Below are 17,429 nucleotides of genomic sequence, written 5' to 3'. Positions count from 1 at the left end.
GGAAGCGACGCGGGGGCTTTCTCATGGGCCGGTCCGCGTGAACCGTGGGCGCGAACCGTCCGCGCATGCCCATCCCCCTCCCCGGCGGAAGCCCCGTGCAACGCGGTCCCCCCGTCCCCTTGCGGGAATGGCCAACGGCATGACCGCACAGGTTGTTCGCACAACCTCGCCGCGCACAACCCGCCGCCCCTTTTCAGATTCCCGTGGCGCATGTACAGTGCGGGGTGAATGTCATTGCTCCGGGCGCATCGGGCGCGGCGCGGCGGGCGGATTCCGCCGGGCCGTCCGCCCCGCGGCCCGGCCGGTCACCCCACAACGGCGGCGCCCCGCGCATCCACGGCACATCGCGGCCCATCACGGCTCATCACGGCTCATCACGGCTCATTTATGACGCGCCTGAACACCCTGCTCGCCCACCCGGACCCGGAAGTGCGCCAACGCCTGCGCCGCCTGCTGGCGCCCGTGCCCTTCCTGCGCGTGCTGGGCGAGGCCGCCGACGGCGACGAGGCGTGGGCTCTGCTGGACGCGCTGCCCTACGGGGTGTTCTTCACCGGGGTGGACCTTGGCGGCGAGACGTCCGGGCTGGAACTGGCCCGCCGCCTGCTGGGCCGCCGCGACCGCCCGGCGCTGGTGTTCATCGCCGAGGACGAAAAACTGGCTTTCGAGGCCTTCGACCTGGACGCCACCGACTACCTCATCTTTCCCTGCCCGGACGAACGCTTTCAACGCACCGTGGGACGGCTGGACCAGTTCCGCGCCCACTTCCGGCTGGCCCCGGAACCGGCGGCCCGGTGGCGCGAACCGCACCAGCCGTCGCACCAGATGACCGGCCAATCGCCCGGCCAATCACCGGACCAGTCGCCAGAATCGTCAAGCCAAGCACCGGACCAACTGGCGCAGGCGGCCCGGCAGGGCGGGGGCGATCCTTCCCGGCCGGAACCCGCCGACCAGGGCGCGCCCCCCGCTGCCGTTCGCCCCTCCGCCGTGCGGGCGGCCATCGCCTCGGGCGACATCGAACCCCTTGGCGGTTGGCAGGACGGCTGGCACGAGGAATGGCGGGACGACGCGCGCGATCCCGGCGACGACGGCCCCCCGGTGCAGACCCTGCAACTGGCCCTCGGCGACGAGGAGCAGGACAGCTTCCTGTCCGCCCTGGGTTCCGCCTGGGACTACACCAGCCGCTTCCGCCCGGTGGAAATCGGCAAGCTGGCCATCACCCAGGACGGCACCACCATCCTGGTGCCGTACAACGAAATCGTCTTCGTGGAGGCCTACGAGGACTACAGCTACGTGCACACGGCCACCGACAAGTACCTGACCTCGTACCGGCTGAAGGTGCTTGAAGGCAGGCTGCGGCCGCACCGGTTCTTCCGCGTGCACCGCAAGTATCTGGTGAACCTGGACATGGTGACGGAAATCGCCTCGGTGCCGGGCGGCAACTGCATGCTGCGCACCATGGGCCGCACCCGCATCGAACTGCCCATCAGCCGCAGGCGGCTGGGCGAACTGAAAGAGATACTGGGGCTCTAGCCATGCCGCGCCGCAAACATCCCGCACCTCCTCCCGCAGCGCCGGGCGCCCCGGCCGACGCCGCGCCCGGCATCGGCCCCGACATTTCCCCCGACGCTCGCCCCGCTCACCCCGTTCACGCTGACGGCACCCCGCCCCCGGCCGCCGTGCCCCCCGTGCGCGACCTGCCCTTTACCGGCGGCACCATCGACGCCCTGCTGCGCGAGGAACGCGTGTTCCGTCCCCTGCCGCAGGTGGTGGCCGGGGCCGTGGTCAACCCGCAGGACGTGGCCCGCGCCCGCGCCCGCGCCGCCGCCGACCCGGACGGCTACTGGGAAGAGGCGGCCGAGGAACTGGAATGGTTCCGCCGCTGGGACGCGGTGCACGACGGCAGCAACGCCCCCTTCCACCGCTGGTTCCCCGGCGCGCGCTGCAACATCGTGCACAACGCGCTGGACCGGCACATCGAGACCGGCACCAAGAACCGCCTGGCCCTGGTCTGGGAAGGCGAATCCGGCGATACGCGCAGCTTCACCTACTACCAGTTGTACCGCGAGGTGAACCGCCTGGCCAACGCGCTGCGCGGCCTGGGCGTGGGCAAGGGCGACCGGGTGGTCATCTACATGCCGCCCCTGCCGGAAACGGTGTTCGCCATGCTGGCCGCCGCCAAGATCGGCGCGGTGCATTCCACGGTGTTCGGCGGCTTTTCCGCCCGCTCGCTGCGCGACCGCATGGAGGACGCCCGCCCCGCCGTCGTCGTCACCGTCGACGGCTTCTACCGCAACGGCCGGGTCATCCCGCTGAAGCCCATCGCCGACGAGGCGGTGCGCACCCTGCCGCCGGACCTGGCCGCCGGGGTGCGCCACATGGTGGTGGTGCACCGCGCCCACGTGGAAACGCCCATGACCGAGGGGCGCGACATCTGGTACCACGACGCGGTGCGCGGCCAGCACCACGAGGCGCTCACCGAGATCATGGACAGCACCGACCCGCTGTTCCTGCTGTACACATCCGGCACCACGGGCAAGCCCAAGGGCCACGTCCACGCCCACGGCGGCTACATGGTGGGGGTGCACCGCACCATGCGCTGGGTGTTCGACGTGAAGCCCACGGACATCTTCTGGTGCACGGCCGAGCCCGGCTGGATCACCGGGCACAGCTACGTGGTGTACGGGCCGCTCATGGCGGGCACCACCACGGTGCTGTACGAGGGCCACCCCCTGTACCCCGAGCCGGGGCGGGTGTGGTCCGTGGTGGAACGGCTGGGCGTGACCATCCTGTACACCGCGCCCACCCTGGTGCGCATGCTGATGCGCCACGGCGCGCAGCACGTGGCCCGGCACGACCTGACCACCCTGCGCCTGCTGGGCACGGTGGGCGAACCCATCAGCCCCGAGGCGTGGCTGTGGTTCCACCGCCATGTGGGGCGCGGCCGCTGCCCGGTGCTGGACACCTGGTGGCAGACGGAAACGGGCATGATCATGCTCAGCCCCCTGCCCGTGTCGCTGCTGAAGCCCGGCTCGGTCACCCGGCCGCTGCCCGGCATCGAGGCCGAGGTGGTGGACGAGCACGGCCGGCCCGTGCCTCCGGGGCGCGGCGGCCTGCTGGTGCTGCAACGTCCGTGGCCCGCCATGTCCTGCGGGGTGTACAACGACGACGAAAGCTACCGCCGCCTGTACTGGGAACGCTTTCCCGGCTGGTACTGCACCGGCGACGTGGCCCGGCGCGACGAGGACGGCTACTTCTGGATCCAGGGCCGGGCCGACGACGTGCTGCTCATCGCCGGGCACCGTATCGGCACGGCGGAGATGGAAGCGGCCCTGGCCTCGCACCCCTCGGTGGCGGAATGCGCGGTGATCGGCGTGCCCGACGACCTGCGCGGCGAGGTGGCCAAGGCCTTCGTGGTGCTGGTGGACGACCACCCGCCGCTGGGCACCATGGTCAGCCCCGACGACCTGGCCGCCGAACTGGTGGACCACGTGCGGCGCGAACTGGGGCCGGTGGCGGTGATCCGCGAGGTGAGCTTCCGCGATGGTCTGCCCCGCAACCGCAGCGGCAAGATCATGCGCCGGGTGCTGCGCAGCGAGGAATTAGGCCGGGAGACGGGGGATCTTTCCACGCTGGAAGACGGATACGTGTAGATGAAGCCTGCGCAAGGGGCCTGTTGATGCAATCCCTCAGCCTATACCCGGCGTTTGCCGTCACCAGAGGCCGGAAAAATCGCGCAACGGGTCAAACCCGCGGCAGCCGCCATCTCTAGAAAAATCACGCCAAACTCTAAAGTTTTTCGAACCGGTTTTCCCTGCCTGGAAAACCGGTCTACAGTTTCTGGACATCGGACATCCGGCCCTCCCAAGGCCCGGAATGCGAACGCCGCCCCCACTCACATGGTCCGGGGCGGCGTTCACGTCATTGCGGCAACGCTGCGCACGTCGGCAGCGCCGTCACACCGTCTGGCGGGCCATGCCCGCGCCGGGCTACCCTTCCACCCGGCCCCGCCGCACCGTAAGGATGCGCGATGCCAGCGGTTCCAGCCAGTCGCGGTCGTGCGAGACCACGATGACCGTGGTGCCCCGCGCGGCCACGGCGCGGGCGGCGTCGGCGATGCGCACGGCGCTGTCCTCGTCCAGGCTGGCCGTGGGCTCATCCATCAGCAGCACGCGCGGCGCAAGGGCCAGCCGGGCGGCCAGGGCCACGCGCTGGGCCTCTCCGCCGGAAAGTTCGAACCAGCGGCGGCGCAGGAACACGTCCGGGTCCAGGGCCACCAGTTCCAGCGCCCCGCGCACAACATTCCGGGCGTCGCGCACGCCGCGCACGGACAGGCCGTAGGCCACGTTCTCGTACACGCTGCGGCGCAGCAGGTAGGGCTCCTGCAACAACAGGGTCACCGAGCGGCGCAGGTCGGCCGTGCGCGCGGCGGACAGCGGCCCCACCACCTCTCCCGCGAAGCGCAGCACGCCCTGGCTGGGCGCGTCCAGCAGGGCCAGCAGGCGCAGCAGGGTGGACTTGCCGCCGCCGTTGGGCCCCACCACCCCGGTGATGCCCCCGGCGGCGATGTCCAGCCGGGGCACGTCCAGCACGGTGCGTTCGCCATGGCGGCGCACCACGCCCTCCAACCGGTAGAGCGGCGTGTTGCAGCGGGCGCACGGCACGCCGGTGCACGGCCCGTCAGCGACACCGGGCATGGGGGCATCGGACATGGGGGCGCCGGAGAGTATTGGCGGCACACATCGGTTCTCGTGCCCGTTCATCGTCCCGCCCTCCTGCGCAGCGCCGCCAGCACCAGGTTCAGCAGCAGGGCGATGCCCAGCAGCACCAGCCCCAGGGCGATGCCCAAGGCGTAGTCCCCCTTGCCCGTTTCCAGCGCGATGGCCGTGGTGATGGTGCGGGTGTGCCACTTGATGTTGCCCCCCACCATCATGGAGATGCCCACCTCGGACACGATGCGCCCGAAGGCCGCCACCCCCGCCAGCATCAGGTGGTAGCGGGTCTCCCACAGGGTGGCGGTGAGCAGTTGGCGGCCGTCGGCCCCCAGGGTGAGCAGGGTCAGGCGCAGGCGCGCGTCGGCCTGCTCCACGGCCAGGGCGGTCATGGCCATGACGATGGGCACCCCCAGCATGGTCAGGCCGATGGACATGCCGGGAATGGTGAACAGCAGCCCCAGGTCGCCCAGCGGCCCCTGCCGCGACAGCAGCAGGTACACCAGCAGGCCGATGACCACGGTGGGGAAGCACAGCGCCGTGTCCACGGCGATGCGCACGGCCCGGCGGCCGGGAAAGTCGTGGTAGCCGATCAGAAACCCCAGCGGCGCGCCGATGAGCAGGCACGCGGCGATGGACATGCCCGACGCCGCGAGGGTGATCCACACGGCGGAGAAGGTTTCGGCGTCGCCCGCGGCCAGCAGGCGCAGGGCGGTGGCAAGGCCGTCGAGCAGATAGTCCATGAGTCGGTGGTCTCCTTGCAGGGACACTAAACGCAGTCCCGCCGCGCAGGCAACGACACGGTGACCGAACCGGGCGCGGCCCCCCTGCCGACGCGGGCCTGACGCCCCGCGCGGCCGCCACGCAAAGGCGGCGGAACGGCACCGCCGTCCCGCCGCCGGGCATGCGTCAGCAGCGCGCGGCTACTTGCCCGCGTTGGGGGTAAACAGCGGCTTGTCCATCAGCTTGAAGTCGGCGATGCGCTTCTGGGTGGAAGGGCTGGCCATCCACTTGGTGAAGGCGTCGGCCAGGTCGGCCTTGGCCGAGGCGCACTTGGCCGGGTTCACGGTGATGGAGCTGTACTGGTTGAACAGCTTCTGGTCCTTTTCCACCACGATGGCCAGCGGGCCGGGTTCCTTCAGGCCTGCCTCGTACTTGATCCAGGTGCCGCGGTCGGTGAGGGTGTAGCCGTTCTTTTCCGCGCACATGGCGATGGTGCGCATCATGCCCTGACCGGCTTCCACGTACCATTCCTTGCCTTCGGGCACGCCCGCGCCGGTGTCCTTCCACAGGCGCAGTTCCAGGGCATGGGTGCCGGACTTGTCGCCGCGGCTGATGAACGGGGCCTTGCCGCCGGACAGGGCCTTCATGGCCTCGGCCACGGACTTGCCCTTCACGCCCGCCGGGTCGGCCTTGGGTCCCACCATGACGAAATCGTTGTACATCAGTTGGGTGCGGTTGATGCCGAAGCCGTCGCCCACGAACTTGGCCTCGGCCTCGGGATCGTGCACCAGCAGCACGTCCACGTTGCAGCTGCGGCCCATTTCCAGCGCCTTGCCGGTGCCGGTGGCCGTGAACTTGAGTTCGATGCCCGTCTCCTTCTGGAAGGCGGGGGCGAGGTCGTCGAGCAGGCCGGTATCGGCGGTGCTGGTGGTGGTGGCCATCATCAGCACCTTGTCCGCCGCCATGGACTGCGCGGGCAGCAACACGGTGAACAGGCAAAGAACGAGAAGCAGACGACGCATGGGCATCCTCCGGGTTTGTCGGTTGGCGATGGGTGTCCGGTCTTTCACCAATGGACTTCATTGTTAGCAGCCCAAACAGTCACGAAACAAGTAGAAAACGTGCACAAGGATTGGCACCGTTCATCCGGAACGGCGACCTTTACGCACCCATAAAAACCGTTGATGCCTTTAAACAACCAAAATGCACCCAAAACAAACATGCTGAAAAAAACAGAACTGGGCGCTCACGAGCGGCTCCGCACCCGTCACCGGGCGCATGGGGGCCATGGCAGGGCAGGAAAAACGCCCCACCCCGGATTCCGGGCGGGGCGCGAGGGCCATCATGCCGCGCTGGCGGCGACGATGCACGGAGGACTATGACCGCCCGAGGACGCGTATTCGGGAAAACGCCCGGCTAGGGGCCGGGCCTCGCGGGGCCGCCCTCCTCCCCGCCGCCCGTTCCGTCGGCCATGCCGAACTCCACGAGCTTGCGGTACACCGTCTGGCGCGAAACGCCCAGCAGCCGGGCCGCTCGGGCCTTGTTGCCCCCGGCCCTGCGCAACGCGTCGGCCAGCAGTTCCGGAGTCAGGCGCAGGCGGCGGCCCGCCTCGGGACCGTAGGGGGCGGCATCCTCGCCCACGTGCCCGCCGGGCGTGCCGTCCGATTCGGCAAGCCCTGCCGGTCTGCCCGGTGCGCCCGGTGTGCCCGGTGTGGCGGACACCGGGGCCACTCCCCGCCCGGCAACGGGCAAGTCCACGGGCGTGCCGTCGGGGTAAAACCCCGAATGGGCCGCTCGTTCAGGGCCCACGGCCGAGCCCACTGCCGGACCCTGAGCCGGAGCGCCGGGCATCCAGGCCGGGCCAACCGGGCTGTTTGGGCCGACCGAAGGTCTTCCGCCAGGGTGGCCCGCCCCGGCGCGCCCCCAATCGGCCCCGTCGGCCCAATCGGTCCGGTCGGTCCGGTCGCCGGTCCATCCTTCGCCCGCATCCCCGGGCAGGTCCGTGTCGCAGGGGATGGAGCGCGGCACGGTGGCGGCCGGTGGGGCCACCCCGGCGGCGGCGCGCACTTCGGGCGGCAGCGCGTCCACGTCGATGACGTCGCCGCGCGAAAGGATGAAGCCGTGTTCCAGCGCGTGGCGCAACTCGCGCACGTTGCCCGGCCAGGAATGCGCCATCAGCGCCTTCAGCGCCGCCGGGGTCACCCCGGCCACGCGGCGGTGGAAGTGGATGTTGAACTGCTCCACGAAGTGGTCCACCAGCAGCGGAATGTCCGAACGCCTGTCGCGCAGGGCGGGCAGGTGCAGCTCCACCACCCGCAGCCGGTAGTACAGGTCCTCGCGCAGTCGGCCGGAGCGCACCAGTTCGGCCAGGGGCCGGTTGGTGGCGGCGATGACGCGCACGTCCACCTTCACGGTGCGCGTGTCGCCCACCCGCTCGAATTCGCGTTCCTGCAACACCCGCAGCAGCTTCAACTGCACGGCGGACGAGACGTCGCCGATCTCGTCCAGGAAAATGGTGCCCCCGTGCGCCAACTGGAACCGCCCCACCCTGTCGCGCACGGCCCCGGTGAAGGCCCCGCGCACGTGGCCGAACAACTCGCTTTCCAGCAGGTGTTCGGACAGCGCCGAGCAGTTCACCTTGACCAGCGGCCCCAGCGCGCGCGGCCCGCCCCGGTGCAGCGCCTCTGCCACCAGTTCCTTGCCGGTGCCCGATTCGCCGGTGATGAGCACGGTGGTGTCGGTCTGGGCCAGTTCGTCCAGCAGGTGGAACAGCTCGGACATGGGCGCGCTGCGCCCGATGATCTGGTTCATGCCCGCCCGGTGGCCCAAGGCCTCTTCCAGCCCCGCCAGGCGGGTGACGTCGCGCGCCACCAGCAGCGCCCCCAGGAATTCGCCCCCGCCGCCCGCCAGCGGCGCGGCCTCTATCTCGAACACCTGCTCCCGGCCGTCGGCCAGTTGCGCGGAAACCCGGCGTCGGCGCGAGGCCCGGCGCGCGCCCAGGGTTTCGTCCAGCACCGGCCGGAACAGCGGGGCGAACAGGCCCAACGCCTCGTCGAAGCGCCGCCCCGCCGCCTGGCGGGCGTCGCGCGCGCCGCCGGGCAGTTCGCGCGCGGCAAGGTTCATGCGCTGCACCCGCAGGTCGGGCGTCACGGTCACCAGCACGTCGGGCACGGCCTGGAACACGGCCTCCAGGTGCACCCGCAGATTTTCGCGCTCGGCCACCAGGGCGCGGCGCTCGTCGTCCAGGGCCTTGTGGCGCAGGGCCGTCCGGGCCGCCTGAAGCACCTGTTCCTTGTCCACGGGCTTGATCAGGTACTGCTCCGCCCCTTCCGACACCGCCCGCACGGCCGATTCCACGCTGGGCCGCCCGGTCAGCAGGATGACCGGCACGAAGGGGCAGCGCTCGCGCACGACGCGGGCGAAATCCAGTCCGTTCTCGCCGCGCAGCACGATGTCGGTGACGACCAGGTCCGGCGGGCCGCCGTTGGCCGGTTCCAGCGCGCGCAACGCCTCGTCCAGGCTGGCCGCCGTGACCACCACGTGCCCGTCGCGGCGCAGGAAGGCCGACAGGGTGAAGCGGATGCTCTCCTCGTCGTCAACGAGCAGTATCTTCGCCATGGGCGACCTCCCCACCGGGGCTGGCGTTGCACGGTGCTTCCGCCTCTGCCGGGGCCTCCGGCAGGACCACCACGGCGCGGGCGCCCGAGGCCCCGTCGCTGTCCAGCATCAGCGTGCCGCCGTGGCTCTTGATGATGCCGTAGCTGATGGACAGGCCGAGCCCGGTGCCCTTGCCCTCCGGCTTGGTGGTGAAGAAGGGCTCGAACACCCGGTCCAGCACCGCCGGGTCGATGCCCGTGCCGGTATCCGCCACGGTGACGCACACGCACGGGCCGCTCACCGTCAGGCGGCCGCCGGGCCGCCGGGCGGCGCGGCGCTCGGGGATGCATACCCCCTTGCAGCGGTCGTCCCCGGCTTCGAGCGGCGCGCCCGTGCGCGCCCCTCCCCCGGTGCGGCCCCCCCGGTGCGGCCCCAGCGAAGACCGCGCGGCCGTCAGGGTCAGGTGCTTGGGCCGCCGCGCACCGTCCGGCGAGGGGGCATCCGGCGGAGCGGCATCCGGCTGAACAGCATCCGCTGGCCCCGTGGAGGACGCCGCGTTCAGGGCGTGGTGGGCGTTGGCCAGAAGGTTCATGAACACCTGCTGGAGTTCGCCGGTGCGGCCCACCACCATCAGCGGCGTCTCCGGCAGGTCGAGTTCGATGACCACCCCGTCGCCCTCCATGTGGGTGCGGGTGAGGGCCAGGGCGTCGTGCAACACCTCGCGCAGGTCCACCCGCGCGTCGGAGTCCCGCCGGTCGCGCCCGAAGAACAGCAGGTTGCGCACGATGCCCGCGATGCGCTGCCCCTCGCGCAGGATGCGTCCGGCCAGCTCGGGCTGCGGCTCGTGGCGCATGCCCCCCTGCGCGGCCGCGTCCGCGTCGTCCAGCATCAGCTGGGCACAGTTGATGATGCCGTTGATGGGGTTGTTGATCTCGTGCGCCACCCCGGCGGCCAGTTCGCCCAGGGCCGCCAGTTGCCCGGCCCGCACGGCCTCGGCCCGCAGGCGGTGCAGTTCGGTCTGGTCCTCCACCACGCCCAGCCCGAACAGGGGCAGGTCGTCGGTGCCCCAGACCACCGTGGAGGCCACGCGGCACAGCCTGATCTGGCCGTCGGGCCTGCGCACCCGCACCTCGAACCGGGCCACGCGGTCGCGCTCGGCCCGGTTGCGCTGCATCTCGTGGGCCAGCGGTTCGCGGTATTCCGGCAGCACCAGGTCGAGCACGTGGGTGCCGCGCATCTGGCCCAGGGTCAGCCCGGTGATGGCGCACAACGCCCGGTTGGCCTCGATGACGTTGCCCGCCGCGCTGGTGTGCAGAAGGCCCACGGGCACGTCGTCGTAGATGCGGCGCAGCAGCCGTTCGTGCCTGCCCAGCGCGGCCTCGTGGGCATGGACCATGCGGTCCTTGTGTTCCAGGGTGGCCTGCAGTTCCTCTTCGGCCCGGCGCTGGGTGGTCACGTCGTGCACGTACACGGCGATCTGGGCCACCCGCCCCCGCGCATCGTGCACGGGCACCAGGTGGTGGCGCAGCACGCGGCCGCCGTCCCGGTCCTCGAAGCAGCCGTCGCGCCCGGTGGCCGCGCAGCGGGCCAGTTCCACCCGGCGCAGGGCGGCCATCTCCGGCGGCATGTGGGTGAACACGCTCTCGCCGGTCATGTCCTGCCCGTCGCGCCAGGCGTGGCGCGACGCGGCGCTGTTGTGCGCCACGATGGTGCCGTCCGGCTCCATCAGGAAGGCCGCCCCCGGCGCCGCGTCCAGCAGGGCGCGGCGGGTTTCGCCTATCTCGCGCAGGGCCCGGCGGGCGTTGACCGCCTCGGTGATCTCCACCCCCACCAGCAGCGCCCGGCACACGATGCCGCTGCCCGGCAGGCCGCGCCCCGCCAGGGTGATGTTGAAATGCCGCTCGCCCGCCCGGCCGGTGACGACCAGTTCGCCGGTCACGCGCTGCTCGCCGGCGAAGGTGCGCGCCAGCAGAGGGGCCAGTTGCGCGGCCACGTCGGCGGGCACCAGTTCCTCCAGCCTGCGGCCGCGCGCCTCCATGCGCCAGACCCCGAACAACGCCTCGAAGCCCCGGTTGACCATGCGCGCCCGCCCGTCGGCATCCGCGCACAGCGCCAGAAGGGGCACCGAATCCAGCAGCATGTCGGGGGTTTCGGGGTCGGCATCCAGGGGCAGCAGGCGCGCCTCGGCCTTGCGCAGCCGGTGGCGCAGCACGGCCACCTCGGCGCGCAGGCGTTGCAGTTCCTGGTCCGGCGCCAGTGCGAGGGGCGCGGCGGGCTGGGGGAACAGGTCCTGCCGGGGCACTGCCGCCCCGGCGGACATGCCGCCGCCCGCCGACTGTTCAGCACGGGCAGCGCGGGCGGGACAAACCGAATTGGCAGAATTGGCAGAACTGGCCGGACTGATCGAGTTGGCCGGACTGGCCGGGCTGGCCGGACTGCCCAGACTGGCGGACACGGGCGGTTCCACCGTGCCGGGGGATGCCTGCGGCGCGCCCCCGGAGCCGGGAGGCGTGCCGGTACGGGAAGCGGCGCGCTTGGGCATGGTCTACTTGCTCACCCACAGGGAAAAACGGTTCACCCGGTCGTGCAGCCGTTCGCTGACGCTGCGCCCGAACATGCGGCGCATCAGGGTATCGGGCAGTGCCGTGCGGCGGCCCACCGCCACCACGGCGAACCTGTCCCGCTCGGCCACGCGCAGGATGGTCTCGGCCTTGTCGGCCCTGTCGGAGCAGTCGCGGTCGCGCACCATCAGCACCCGGATCCGGGCCTCGTCCACGCCGTTGGCCAGCACGGCCTCGCGCGCGGCGGCGATGGCCTCTTCCCCCGACATGCACGAGCCAAGGCCGGAAGCATGGCCGGACGTATCGCCGCACGCGCCGTCCGGGCCGTGACCGGCCCCGTTGCCCGGCTCGCGCCCCGGCTCCCGCCCCGACTCCCGGCAATGCAGCAGGGTCACGGTGTGGTCCTCCGCGCCGGGGGTGTTCAGCATGAACCCCACGTGGTCGGCCATGCGCAGGTTTTCGCCGGAACCGTCCACGCACAGCAGCACGCCGGACAGGCCCGGCTCCGGCTGGTGGCACACCCACAGGGGAAAGGCGATCTCCTCGCCCAGCAGCCCGCGCGAAACGCTGGTGGTGTAGGTCTGCTCCAGCCAGCCCAGATAGCGGCGGCCGGAGACCACGGCATCGTACAGGCCCCGGTGGGCTTCCTCGACGATGTCGCGCACCACGCCGAACTGGCGGGGCACGGCGCGCGTCTCCACGTTCTCGGCCGCAAAGCCGTGCTCAACGGCCCAGCGGCGGGCCCGGGCCAGCTGTTCCATGCCCTGGCGCATCTGCGCGTCGGACAGGATCACCTCGCCAAGGCCGGCGGTGTAGGCGTCGGGCACCACGTAGAACAGCGTCAGCCGCAGGGCAGTTTTGCAGCGGAAGAATCCGGCCACGAAACGCAGGTTCCACGATTCGCCGCCGTCTCCACCCATGGTCAGCAGCAGGTGGCGCTCCATGGCGGACCTACTGGAACAGGTAGCCGTAGCGGACCGAAATGCCGTCGGTGCGCTCCGCGATGTGGGCCACCAGGTCTTCCACGGTCTCGGCAGTCACCACGCCCACCTCGCGGGCAAGATAGTGACGCAGCGTGCCCTCGCTCTGCGAGAACACCCAGACCACGGAATAGGCCGAGCCCACGGCGGGCCGGGACGGGAATTCCGGCGTGGTGGAAAGCAGCACGCGGATCTTGGGGGCGTCCTTTTCGGACAGCACGAACAGAGAACTGGCGTTGAAGACATCCTTCAGGCGGAAGGCCAGGCGCGCCCCCAGGCTGTCGGTGCCCTCCAGTTCCACGGCCACCTGCACGGCCCGGTCCACGTTGGGGGCGGGCTTGTCGGCCACGGCCTTGGGCGCGGCCTCGGCGGCCAGCGCGGGAGAGACGCCGACGACTCCGGCGAACAGGGAGGACTGAGGAAACTGGGGGAACTGGGGGAACTGGGGGAACAGTGCGGCGGCGATCAGGAACAGCGAAACGGACAGCAGCAGGGGCGCCCATGGGCGCGGCTTGGATGCGGGCGTGCGGAGCGGGAACGGGCGCGGCATGACACAACCTCCTTGCGGTTCACGGATCATCCCACAAGGGTAGTCGCTGCCGAAGCATTTAGCAAGACGCGCTCCTTGCCGGCACCCGCATGAACAGTGTGGCCACCAGCGAACACCCCGCCAGCGCGGCCCCCAGATAAAACGGAATGCGGAAGTCCATCATCCACAACATGCCGCCCACGGCGGGCACCACCACCGCCGCCACGTGGTTCACCGCAACGCCCACGGCCATGCTGGGGGCGATGTCGGCCGGGTCGGCGATCTTCTGGAAGTAGGTGCGCACGGCCACGATGAAGTTGAAGAATATCTGGTCCAGCACGTACAGCAGGCCCACCAGCCAGCGGTCCTCGACCACGGTGTAGGCCAGGCAGATGCCCCCCAGCGACAGGCATTCCAGCACCAGCAGCCTGCGTTCGCCCACGGCGTTGATGGCCTTGCCGATGAGCGGGTTCAGGAACCAGTTCACCGCGTTGTTGAGCATGAAGAACAGCGTCATCTCGCGCACGCCGAATTCGAAGCGCTCCACCAGCAGGAAGGCCGAGAACACGATGAAGATCTGCCGCCGCGCCCCGCCCAGCAGGGTGAGCAGGTAGAACAGCCAGTAGCGTTTGCGCATGACCATACCCCGCCGCTGCACCGGCAGGCCCTTGGCCCTGGGGTCTTGCGTCAGCGCCCACAGCCCGGCCAGCACCGCCAGCCCGCCCGAGATGGCGAACAGGCCGGAAAAGGGCAGCACCCCGGCGGCAAGGAAGATCACCGAGCCGATGGCCAGGTTGCCCCCGGCGTTGAGCCCGCGCAGCCGCCCGATGACCAGCGGCGCGGTGCGCACGTCGAAGTACTGGAGGATCAGCGACTGGTTGGTGGTCTCGAAGTAGTGGAAGCCGAAGGACATCAGCATGGTGGTGAACACAATGCCCCCGAACGACGGAAAGAACCCGGCGGCCATCACCCCCACGCCCAGCATGACCACCGAAAGCGCGGCCAGGCGGTGTTCGCGCAGCACCAGCAGCAACAGGATGACCCCGATGGACAACAGGCCCGGCACCTCGCGCAGGGACTGCACCAGGCCGTTCTGCGCGCCGGTCAGGCCTGCCTCGTGCACGGCGAAGTTGGTGTAGAGCGTGCTCCACCCCTGGTACCCGATGGCGTTGGCCAGGGTGAGCACCAGCAGAAAGACGTACATGGGCCGGTTGGGAATGGTGGGCAGGTCGGGGATGCGCTGCACGCAAGGCTCCTGCGGGCGGAACGGAAGAGGTCGCGCCGGATGGGGGGCGGAAAGGGTGCCGATGCGGGACGGGCGCCCGCGCACGGGGATGAGCCGGAAGGTGTGCCCTAGGGGCTGTCTCCTAACTTAGGATTTTTGCTCGTTGGCAAGGAAAACGAGCTCGCCATGAGGGAGTATGCGGCAGCCGTTATACGAGTCTTCAAGTATTACGGATGGCGACCGCATCGCGCTCTTAATCGTATTCGACCGACATGGCAGGCGAAGTTTGACGAAGCCAACGGGCAAAAAGACAAGTTAGGGACAGCCCCTACGCCCGCGCGTGGATACTGTCAACGAAGCGAGCGCGCACCGGCGAACCGCTTGCGGGCGCACGCCAGCCCGCGCAGGCCGGGCCGAGGAGGGCCGAGGAGGGGCTAGGGCCGGAGCGGAGAGAGGGGCGCGCGGAATGGCACGCCGGGATTACCGGTCGCCGAACACCTCGGCCTCGAACCAGTACAGTTCGGTGCGCCCGTCCTTCCAGGCGTCCCGCCAGACGCCGGGCGGCAGGCCCGCCTTGCGGCAGGTCTGGGACAGGAAGGTCTCGCGGTCCCAGCCCCATTCCACCGGCACCTGCGGCAGCAGCACCCCGGAGCGGAAGCCCTGGCGCACCAGCAGCCCGTGCCGCCCCACCCGCACCAGGGACGGGTCGGGGCAGCGGGTCAGGGGGCCCAGCACCGAGATGTCCAGTTCCAGCCCGGACATCTCGACGGCGGTCACCGGCGGAAAGCGCGGGTCCTCGAAGGCCGCCGCGCGGGCCATGCGGGCCACGGTGAGGTACAGCGGCCCGTCGCCCACCATGGAGCCGATGCAGCCGCGCAGGTGGCCGCCCTTCTTGAAGGTGACGAACGCCCCCAGAGGGCGGTGCAGCACGCCGGGGGGCGGCGCGGGCACCCCGGCGTCATCGGGGGCGTCGGACCCTTCCGGTTCGTCGTCATCCCCGGCCAGGCGGCACAGCACGGCCCAGCGGGCAAGGTCGAGCAGCCATGCCCGTTCGGCGGCGGACAGTTCCAGCCGGAACGCGCCGGAATCGGCGCCAGCGGCGTCAGCGGCATCGGGGGTATCGGGGACATCGGAACCATCGGAGGGCGCATGAGGCGCGGGCATGGGGACTCCCTCGCGCACCACGGGGGCGACACCATGCCGCCCGGCAGTGGCCGCGCGGGTTCATGGTGCCAGAGCCCGCCCGGCCCGTCCACAGGAACGGCGGGACGCGGGCATGGCGGGACGCGGGGCTGGCGGGGCATGACGAACAGGTGGCGCGCGGGGGGCAGGGTACCCCACCCGCCGCCCGATGGACTTTCCCCCATGGCCGCTATAAGCTCCGGGTCATCTTTCCCCGCAAGAGGTCACATGGCGCATCCCTCTCACGGCAACGCACCGGCCCCCGGCACCACGCCGGGACACGGGGACGTACCGGGCCGACGCCCGTGGCGCGTCACCACGGCCACGGCCGTGACGGCGGGCGTCGCCCTCGCGGGGCTGCTGGTCCTGCTGGTCCTGCTGGTCTTGCCGCGCGAGCCGCGCACCGTGCGCATCGGCTTTGCCGGCCAGTTCGAAGGGCTCATGTCCGACCTTGGCGTGCAGGGGCGCAACGGCGCGCAACTGGCCGTGGAACACCTGAACGCCTCCGGGGGCGTGGCCGGGCGGCGTCTGGAACTGGTGGCCGAGCACGACGGCGCCACCCCCGAGGAAGCCCGCGCCGCCGTCGCCCGCCTGCTGGCCCGCGACGTCCGGCTGGCCGTGGGGCACATGACCAGCGGGCAGACCGTGGCCGCCCTGCCCCTGTGGGAAGCCGCCGGGGTGCCCCTGATCTCGCCCACCACCAGCGCCCCCTCGCTGGAGGGCAAGGAGGACGGCTTCTTCCGCGTCATTCCGGCCAACACCGCGTGGGCCGTGGCGCTGGCGGCGTACGCCCGTTCCACCGGGCTGCGCGAGGTGGCCGTGGTCCGCGAGACCGCCAACGCCCCCTTCTCCGCGCCCTTTGCGGAGGCCTTCGCCGCCCGGTTCCGGGAACTGGGCGGCACCGTGGCCGCCGACCTGCCTTACGCCGCCACCGACCGGCGGGAATTCGCCGAAGCGCTGCGCCGTGCCCGGCAGTCGGCCGCATCGGGCGTGCTGCTGGTCTGCCCGGCGCGCGACGTGGCCATGGCCGCGCAGGCGTTCCACCGCGACGGGTTCTTTCCCGCGCTGTACAGTTCCTCGTGGGGCTACACCCGCGAACTGATGCTGGCGGGCGGGCGCGACGTGGAAGGCATCGTCTTCGCCCACGCCTACGCCGCCGACCTGGACGACGAGGCCTTCCGCACGTTCCAGGCCGCCTACGCGGCCCGCTTCGGCTGGATGCCCAACTTCGCGGCCGCCTTCGCCTACGAGGCGGTGATGGTGGCGGGCGACGCCCTGGCCCGCGCCGGGGGCGACCCGGCCGGACTGCGCAGGACCCTTCCCGAAGTCGGCAGCCTTACCGGCGTGCTGGGACCCATCAGCCTCGACCGGTACGGCGACGTGCAGCGCCGCCCGTTCATCCTGACCATCCGCGACGGCGAATTCGCGACACTGCAATGAGCACAGCCCCCACGGCCACCACCAGCCAGCCCCGCGCCACGGGCCCGGACCCCGCCCCCGGCCGCGCGCCCCGCTCGCTGCGCCGCCTGCTGCACACCCGGCTGCTGGTGTGGCTGGTGCTGCTGGGCCTGTGCATCCTGGCCTTCGCGGGCACCTTCACCTACCTTGGCCGCAAGGCCGACTTCGAACGGCAAAGCGCGCTGCTGACGGCCACGCTGGCCCGCTACCTCGAAGAGCACGTGGACAACGCCGCCCTGTCGCTGGCCCGGCTGGCCTCGGCCCTGCCCTCCTCGCCCTCGCCCGCCCGCGTGGCCGAGGAACTGGGGCGGCGGCGGTCCACGCGCCAGTATTTCGCGGGCTCTAGACCATCAGGTCTTTGTTTTTTGCTACCAGCCGTTTCATTTCGGCAATGAGTTGGGGCAGGGGCTTGTTGTAGCGCCATTCACATTCTTTGAGGTGTAATTCGAAGTTCCTCTTCACCCC

Annotated in this window: 13 protein-coding genes and 1 pseudogene; 4 read left to right on the top strand and 10 right to left on the bottom strand. The window is 70.9% G+C overall.

The genetic code is table 11. The annotated features are described in order from the left end of the window. Positions 1-387 precede the first annotated feature (387 nt). Both V6B97_RS16050 and acs read left to right on the top strand, forming a co-directional pair. Positions 388-1,530 (top strand): LytR/AlgR family response regulator transcription factor, encoded by a 1,143-nt coding sequence (locus V6B97_RS16050; protein WP_333507536.1) that lies wholly within the window; start codon positions 388-390, stop codon positions 1,528-1,530. 2 nt (positions 1,531-1,532) lie between these two features. Beyond that, positions 1,533-3,650 (top strand): acetate--CoA ligase, encoded by a 2,118-nt coding sequence (gene acs, locus V6B97_RS16045; RefSeq protein WP_333507535.1) that lies wholly within the window; start codon positions 1,533-1,535, stop codon positions 3,648-3,650. A gap of 336 nt (positions 3,651-3,986) precedes the next feature. Here the strand turns inward: acs and V6B97_RS16040 are convergent, their stop codons facing one another. From V6B97_RS16040 to amrA, 9 genes are all read right to left on the bottom strand, one after another. Continuing rightward, the gene (locus V6B97_RS16040) at positions 3,987-4,694 is read right to left on the bottom strand and encodes an ATP-binding cassette domain-containing protein (protein ID WP_333507546.1); all 708 of its coding nucleotides are present in this window, start codon (positions 4,692-4,694) and stop codon (positions 3,987-3,989) included. Between the two features lie 62 nt (positions 4,695-4,756). After that, entirely contained in the window at positions 4,757-5,452 is a 696-nt protein-coding gene (locus tag V6B97_RS16035) for an ABC transporter permease (protein ID WP_333507534.1), read from the bottom strand. A gap of 180 nt (positions 5,453-5,632) precedes the next feature. After that, on the bottom strand, positions 5,633-6,454 hold the full coding sequence (locus tag V6B97_RS16030) for a substrate-binding domain-containing protein (RefSeq protein WP_333507533.1): 822 nt from the start codon (positions 6,452-6,454) through the stop codon (positions 5,633-5,635). 394 nt (positions 6,455-6,848) lie between these two features. Further along, positions 6,849-9,050: a sigma 54-interacting transcriptional regulator gene (locus tag V6B97_RS16025; protein ID WP_333507532.1), complete on the bottom strand. Its 2,202-nt coding sequence runs from the start codon at positions 9,048-9,050 to the stop codon at positions 6,849-6,851. After that, positions 9,028-11,571: a PAS domain-containing protein gene (locus V6B97_RS16020; RefSeq protein ID WP_333507531.1), complete on the bottom strand. Its 2,544-nt coding sequence runs from the start codon at positions 11,569-11,571 to the stop codon at positions 9,028-9,030. Before V6B97_RS16020 ends, V6B97_RS16025 begins: the two co-directional genes overlap by 23 nt. A gap of 3 nt (positions 11,572-11,574) precedes the next feature. Then, positions 11,575-12,534 carry a universal stress protein gene (locus V6B97_RS16015; RefSeq protein WP_333507530.1) on the bottom strand — a complete coding sequence of 320 codons (960 nt, stop codon included), beginning with the start codon at positions 12,532-12,534 and terminating at the stop codon, positions 11,575-11,577. 7 nt (positions 12,535-12,541) lie between these two features. Then, entirely contained in the window at positions 12,542-13,120 is a 579-nt protein-coding gene (locus tag V6B97_RS16010; protein ID WP_333507529.1) for a hypothetical protein, read from the bottom strand. 58 nt (positions 13,121-13,178) lie between these two features. After that, the gene (locus V6B97_RS16005) at positions 13,179-14,345 is read right to left on the bottom strand and encodes an MFS transporter (protein ID WP_333507528.1); all 1,167 of its coding nucleotides are present in this window, start codon (positions 14,343-14,345) and stop codon (positions 13,179-13,181) included. A gap of 459 nt (positions 14,346-14,804) precedes the next feature. Beyond that, positions 14,805-15,488 (bottom strand): AmmeMemoRadiSam system protein A, encoded by a 684-nt coding sequence (amrA, locus tag V6B97_RS16000; RefSeq protein WP_333507527.1) that lies wholly within the window; start codon positions 15,486-15,488, stop codon positions 14,805-14,807. Positions 15,489-15,734: 246 nt separating this feature from the next. Here amrA and V6B97_RS15995 point away from each other — a divergent pair, with 246 nt between their 5' ends. Together V6B97_RS15995 and V6B97_RS15990 are read left to right on the top strand one after the other, a co-directional pair. Continuing rightward, a complete protein-coding gene (locus tag V6B97_RS15995; protein ID WP_333507526.1) occupies positions 15,735-16,946 on the top strand; it encodes an ABC transporter substrate-binding protein in 1,212 nt (403 codons plus the stop codon). Continuing rightward, a complete protein-coding gene (locus V6B97_RS15990; RefSeq protein ID WP_333507525.1) occupies positions 16,943-17,359 on the top strand; it encodes a hypothetical protein in 417 nt (138 codons plus the stop codon). The genes V6B97_RS15995 and V6B97_RS15990 overlap by 4 nt, the downstream gene beginning before the upstream one ends. Here the strand turns inward: V6B97_RS15990 and V6B97_RS15985 are convergent. Further along, positions 17,307-17,429, bottom strand: a pseudogene (locus V6B97_RS15985) (IS1595 family transposase); the annotation flags it as partial. The gene V6B97_RS15990 and the pseudogene V6B97_RS15985 overlap by 53 nt on opposite strands.

It is taken from the genome of Nitratidesulfovibrio sp. 1201_IL3209 (genome assembly GCF_036763125.1).
Taxonomy (GTDB): domain Bacteria; phylum Desulfobacterota; class Desulfovibrionia; order Desulfovibrionales; family Desulfovibrionaceae; genus Cupidesulfovibrio.
Note: the sequence above shows the minus strand (reverse complement) of the source record. Positions and strands in the feature narration are given on the sequence as shown.